The organism is Microcystis sp., assembly GCF_048564745.1.
Lineage (GTDB): Bacteria > Cyanobacteriota > Cyanobacteriia > Cyanobacteriales > Microcystaceae > Microcystis > Microcystis ichthyoblabe_A.
The window spans coordinates 1-6,252 of the sequence record NZ_JBLZRT010000060.1; the positions used below are offsets into that span (position 1 = coordinate 1).

Annotated in this window: 5 protein-coding genes and 1 rRNA gene; 4 read left to right on the forward strand and 2 right to left on the reverse strand. The window is 42.7% G+C overall.

Annotated features, from left to right (window positions below; genetic code table 11):
• Positions 1 to 452 precede the first annotated feature (452 nt).
• The gene (locus tag ACOCD9_RS08900; RefSeq protein WP_002775137.1) at positions 453 to 1,253 is read right to left on the reverse strand and encodes a carbon dioxide-concentrating mechanism protein; all 801 of its coding nucleotides are present in this window, start codon (positions 1,251 to 1,253) and stop codon (positions 453 to 455) included.
• A 213-nt stretch (positions 1,254 to 1,466) separates the two neighbouring features.
• Between ACOCD9_RS08900 and raf1 the strand changes: the two genes are divergently transcribed.
• The 3 genes from raf1 to ACOCD9_RS08915 all read left to right on the forward strand — a co-directional run bounded on the left by raf1 (position 1,467) and on the right by ACOCD9_RS08915 (position 4,491).
• On the forward strand, positions 1,467 to 2,546 hold the full coding sequence (raf1, locus tag ACOCD9_RS08905; RefSeq protein WP_287700652.1) for a RuBisCO accumulation factor 1: 1,080 nt from the start codon (positions 1,467 to 1,469) through the stop codon (positions 2,544 to 2,546).
• Between the two features lie 278 nt (positions 2,547 to 2,824).
• Entirely contained in the window at positions 2,825 to 3,862 is a 1,038-nt protein-coding gene (gene csaB, locus ACOCD9_RS08910; RefSeq protein ID WP_419547136.1) for a polysaccharide pyruvyl transferase CsaB, read from the forward strand.
• 209 nt (positions 3,863 to 4,071) lie between these two features.
• On the forward strand, positions 4,072 to 4,491 hold the full coding sequence (locus tag ACOCD9_RS08915) for a hypothetical protein (RefSeq protein WP_287671426.1): 420 nt from the start codon (positions 4,072 to 4,074) through the stop codon (positions 4,489 to 4,491).
• Positions 4,492 to 4,670: 179 nt separating this feature from the next.
• Here ACOCD9_RS08915 and ACOCD9_RS08920 read toward each other — a convergent pair whose 3' ends face one another.
• Entirely contained in the window at positions 4,671 to 5,696 is a 1,026-nt protein-coding gene (locus ACOCD9_RS08920; RefSeq protein ID WP_287700656.1) for an ABC transporter permease, read from the reverse strand.
• A gap of 432 nt (positions 5,697 to 6,128) precedes the next feature.
• On the opposite strand from ACOCD9_RS08920, the gene ACOCD9_RS08925 reads away from it, so the two are divergent.
• A 16S ribosomal RNA gene (locus ACOCD9_RS08925) occupies positions 6,129 to 6,252 on the forward strand; the annotation flags it as partial.

The window sequence follows — 6,252 nt, forward strand, 5'->3', positions numbered from 1 at the left end:
TGATTACAGAAGAAACTACACCAATCAAAGCCGTAATTTTGCCAGTTGATATATTCTGCTCAGCAGTCATGTGTGTTTTCCTTTCATAAACTTAATAAGTCAGCTAACTATATATTATACGGAAACTTTTGGCATATCACCTCATTTAGGCGTGATCGCTAGAAGTTTCCCTACATCACGCCCAAAAGCGTGTTAGCTAGATTAGTATATTGCCAAAAACCTTGTTTAACCAAATTTCTGACAACTAGGCTCATTCTAGCGACGATTATTCGATCTGACCGCACCCCTTGACAAAAATTTATAATTATTCGATTCGTTTAATTGTCGGGGGCTTCTGTAAAGATTTTTTACCTGGAAATCCACACCCACCAACAAACTTTTTCCCGCAAACCCTAATTCAACCCTTTGCTCCTGTACTTTTAGCAGCACAGGAGCAAAGCTGAAAATAAAAATTAATAACTGTCCTCATCGGTGATAACTTCCACGGGAATCACTTCTTCTAACACTTTTTCCTGCATTTCTTGGCGACGAATTGGTATTTTGGTTTTTTCCAATTCCGGTAAAGCGACCAATTCCCGTTGTTTTTCCCGGACAGTATTGGGTAACAACATCGGTAAAGGTTCGGGGGTTTCTAACCAGTAGCTGGCCACCGGTAGAGTATGTTCTAAATCTTCCAATAAACGGGGAATAATCATCACCGCGTGCAGTTCACCGATTTTCTCCGCTTCCCGCATTCCCGCATCAATGGCCACGGCCACATTAGCGACAGAACCCCGGATAATGGCCGTACACAAACCATCCCCAATTGTTTCGTAGGAAGCTAACTGCACATCGGCCGATTTTAACATGGCATCGGCTGCCCCCACCATAGCGGGAAAACCGCGGGTTTCCAAGAGACCGATCGACATATTGCTCAGTTTGCTGAAACCCCGTTGACTTTGGGCAATTTCGGCTAAACGGCTACCAATTGGGAAAATTACCTCTAAATTGGGCATCGGTCGGGGAATAACCGATTTAGATACCAATTGTCCGAACTGTGCGGCGGTTTTTGCCCCTTCTTCCACTGCTAACCGCACATCGGCAATATTACCACGCACGATCGCAGTACAGTGACCACCGCCAATTTTTTCGTAACCCACAAGGGTAACTTCTGCCGATTTTAGCATCATATCCGCCGTCCCGACGATCGCCGGAAAGCTGAGGGTAGAGACTAAACCCAAGGCGCTATCTTTGGGGTGACGCTTGGTTTTCATCGTCCTTTGACCGGGGTTAGTTGTGGACGAGGGGGGAATGCTTCCATTAACTCTTAATCTAGACATTGAAGATAAACTTGCCCTAACAGGTACGAAGGGGGTGATTGTCAGCTATCCTGTTACTATCTAGTCTATCCTGTTAACCTTAATTGCTATTGAAGATTTTTGAGGGATTAGATAAATTTTAGTTATTGTAGCTTGATCAAGTTGTCTATGACAGAACAGCCTCGCAGTACAGATGATCGAATCAGCGAAACGGAAGCGACCGAATTAATGCGCTCGCTGCTTCATAAGGAAGGAAATTGGGTGAATTGGGGGCAAAAATGTCAAAAACTGCAAAAAGCTGGCTACGATTCCCAGTTAATTTTTGAACAAACCGGTTTTCAAAATGCCCAACAAAATTTAATTATTGTCGCTGCCCAAGTTTTTGAGAGTTTAATCAAAGCAGGAGCAGATGAAGATTTATTAAGTTACTACGTCGGGCCGCGCAGTGATGTGCTATACGAATTACGGATTCTCAACCAAGAACAAAGATTGGGGGCAGCGAAATTAGCGGCAGAAAAAAGGATTGAAGTGGCTGAAGCACACGATATCGCCAAGGCTATCCAGGATTTTTCCCGTTTATCCCAGATTCCCAGTGAATTTACCCGTCATCCTGGAGATGCGATCGCTTACCAGTGTTGGAAACGGGGCAAACAAAAGCGAGATTTAGCCGAAAGAGCGAAATTAATCGCTAAAGGGTTGAAATTTGCCCATTCTGACTCGGCTAGACAGGCGATCGAGTCCTTACTACAAGATTTTACCGTTACTCCCACCCGTAGCGCACCGTTGCTGCCCGTCCATCGTTTACAGGATGAGGACGAATTAGCCCGAATTATTCCTTTAGTAGGAAGATTTCCGGTGACGGTAACTGATATAAAATGCACAGAAAGTCTGAGCGTCGAGGAACCTTTTCGACTGGTAACGGTGGGGGATAAACAAACGATTGTGCCTCTCCCCGGTTGGCAAGCAATTCTCAAAGCGATCGATCCTGTAGCTATTTTATGGCCTAGCGATCAATTACCTCGATCGATTGCCACCAGATCCGAGGAAGTGTTATTAGTGATCGATCGAGTTTTTGCCGAATGGGATGGGAACAATTATTATCTAGTGGAGAGGGATAATTCTGTCTTTTTACAATGGTTTGATAGTTCCCCTGATGTCACAATACTAGGGGAATTAGTCTTGATTTTAAGAGCAAAAAATATCCTCGATGAAAACAACATCACCGAACCCTGGCAAATGGACGACTAAATCAGTGATCAGTTATCAGTAAACAGTGATCAGGTTTAAGCTATTAGTTATGAGTGGGAATAAGAAAATAGATAAACTGATCACTGCAATCTAATAAAACTGGTCACTGCTAACTTGTAGCTGACGGCATAACTTAAGAAACTAAGGGACATTTTTAAAGGAAAAAGTAACAAAGCGGACAAAGGAGACAGGGGACAAATTTACCATACTTTTGCCTTTTGAATCTTGCCTTTTTCTGGCTGATAACTGATAACTGATAACTGATAACTGATATATATATGCGTGCAGTAATTTGTGGATATTATGGGAGAGGAAACGGAGGAGATGAGGCATTATTAGTGTCTCTATTGCAGATGTTACCCTCAGCAATTAAACCTATTGTTTTGTCAAATAATCCCAGAGAAACCAGTCAACGTTATGGAGTGGAAACCTGTCCTAGTCGGGATTGGTGGCAAGTTTTTAAAACTCTTAAAAAAGCCGATATATTTATCTGGGGTGGCGGCAGTTTAATGCAGGATGTCACCAGTTTTGCCAGTCCAATTTATTACGGTGGTTTAATGGCTCTTGCTCAATTATTGGGCTTAAAAACTATTGCTTGGGGCCAGGGAATTGGTCCATTAAATAGACCGTTTACCCGTTGGTTAACCAAAAAAGTTTTGCAACAATGTAGTTTAGTTACTGTGCGCGATGATACTTCGGCTCATTTAGTCGCCAATTGGGGTATTAGTCCCATTGTTGCCCCCGATCCAGTATGGGCTTTAGACGCTCAATCAGTCAAGGGATTATCGGATTTACCCGCCCCAAGAATCGCCGTCAATTTACGTCCCCATCCCCTATTAACCCCGGCAAAATTAGATAAATTAACCCAAGCTTTAATTGATTTGCAGACCAGTACGGGGGCGTTTATTCTCTTAGTCCCTTTTCAAAAGTCGCGGGATTTGCCCCTCTGTGAAGCTGTAGCCCGTCAATTAAGGGAAAATCATCAAATCATTAGTTTAGAGGATCCAAGACAGTTAAAAGGCTTATTTCGTGGGGTAGAAATGGTGATCGGAATGCGCTTTCATAGTTTGATTATGGCCGCGGCAGAAGATTGTCGTTGTTTTGCCCTTAGTTATGATCCGAAAGTGTCGCGATTAATTGCCGAAGTACCGATGCTGGGTTGGGAATTAGATCAGTTACCAGAGGCAGTTAATGATATTAGTAACACTTGGATTAATTTTTATGCCAATGGAGAGGGATTAACCAGCGATCGTAAACATTTTTTAATCGATCGAGCTTTAATTCATCGAGAAATTTTATCTAGATTGGTGAGCTAATTTTTATGTCGAGTGCCATTATCGAAGCTATCACAACTATTGCCCTAGCCGAGACAAGATTTAATCTCTCTTTAACAGAAGATGGGGCGTTTTTTCCCGAATAGCAAAGTGATTTACTGTCCCTATCTAGCCATGAAAAAAAGAGTTTAGATAAAGTAAGACAAAGGTATTTATATCAAAGATCGACGGGACAGTTATTAGAAGGAACCGTGACTTTATTGTTAGTTTCTCCCCTACTAGCGATTGCGGGTTTTTACGATCCGCCCTTTTGCGTACCCGCAGAGGAATCGGTAAGCTTAACTGTCCATGATGGGGAAGAAATACTATCGGGTAGAATCGATGTGTTAGTCTGGTTAAATCAGTTTTGGGTGGTAATTGTAGAATCAAAAAAAACCGCCCTATCGGTTTGGACTGTCTTACCGCAAACCTTAGCCTATTTGATGGCTAATCCCTGGCCAGAAAAACCTAGCTTTGCCCTCGTCACCAATGGAGATGATATTTTATTGGTCAAATTGAGAGCTAATGTCCATGATTATGCCCTGTCTAGGATATTTGCTCCCTTTATTTCCAGAGAAGAACTATATAGAGTTTTGCAGATTTTAAAACACATCGGTGCAGCGATCAAATAAAATCAAGAACGGATTCAATATTATTTGATTATGCCAAAGGGCAATTCCTATCTTAGAGCGGAATCGCGCTTTCAGATGTTAGTTACGACTATTAGAAATTAATATTAGTACAAATGCTAAAACTCCCTCTCCTCTTTCTCTTCTCCCCCACTTCATAATTTATAATTCCCTCTCCCTGATTAATAACGGATGCGAGGATCAACATAAGCATTGATTAGATCGATCAAAATACTGGCAAAAACCACTATTGTCGCAAAAAAGGCCATTAATCCCTGCACTGTTGGGTAATCGCGCAGAGAAATCGCCCGATATAACTGATTTCCCAAACCCGGCCAAGAAAAAGTAACTTCCGTCAAGACTGCACCACCTAAAAGAGCCGCAAAAGTTAATCCTAAGACAGTAATTACGGGAATTAGAGCATTTTTCAGCGCATGGCCGATCATAATCGTTTTTTCTGGTATTCCTCTTGCTTTTGCCGCATCTACATAGTCCGCTTGCAAAGTTTGTTTCAGATTAACTCGCACCATCCGCTCAAAAATCCCACTCAAAAGAATGCCGAGAGTAAAACTAGGTAAGGCCAGATAATACAAAGCTGTGGGCAACTTATCTAGTTGCAGAGTCATCAGACTATCAAGGGTGTATAAACCCGTAATTGTCTGGGGTGGAGTTTCACTCAAAGGAAAACGAGTCCCCAAAGGAAACCAGCGCAACTGTACCGCAAAAATTAGCTGTAAGAGCATTCCTACCCAAAAAATCGGCAAGGAATAGGTTATCAGTCCAAATAAACGTCCCCCCGCGTCTAAGGGAGTATTGGGACGGGAAGCGGTGATAATTCCCAATCCGACTCCCACTATCACTGCAATCAGCATCCCATAAAAAGTTAGTTCCACCGTCGCTGGAAAATGTTTAGCGATAATCTCCCATACCGTCACCCCCTTACTGGTTAAAGAGTCTCCTAAATTGAGACGCATGAGATTGAAAATATAGTCTAGATACTGGAAAAATAGGGGCTTATTCAGTCCTAACTGTTCTCTTAGGGCATTTTTGGCACTTTCAGGAGCGCGGTTGCCTAAAATCGCATCCGTGGGATCACCGGGAGCAACACGCATCAGCAGAAAAACCACCGTCACGATTGTCCATAACATCAAGGGAGCTAGGAGTAAACGCACCAGTAAATAGGATTGTAAAGCAGCGCGACGAGACATGAGGGCTTTCCTTTCAGAAAATACATTCTCAAGGAACCATACCCCAAAATCGACCCAGCGATCGAGAGGTACCGAATAAAAAATTAAATAGAGGGAATATTCAGTACAAGTAAACTAAAGTAGCCGCACCGACAGTTCTGAGCAAAGGACTACCAAAAAACCCCTAAAAGCTGAAAAGCTTACGTAGCAAGGGATAGAAAAAAGATCAAAAAATTTTGCCAAAAGGGGTTGACAAACTAGGGGAAGTTAGATACATTGGTAAATGCGCGGTTGAAGCAAAGCGAAAGCGAAGCGAAACAAACGACGCTCGAACCTAGACAAAACAATAGTTTGAAAGCCAAGTAAAACAGCCTCGTTTAGAAGCAATTCTATAACAAAAAAGTCAAACCCGCAAGGGGGAGACAAAAAAAAGTCAAAAGAATCAAACGATTCATCATGGAGAGTTTGATCCTGGCTCAGGATGAACGCTGGCGGCGTGCCTAACACATGCAAGTCGAACGGGAATCTTCGGATTCCAGTGGCGGACGGGTGAGTAACGCGTAAGAATCTAACTTCA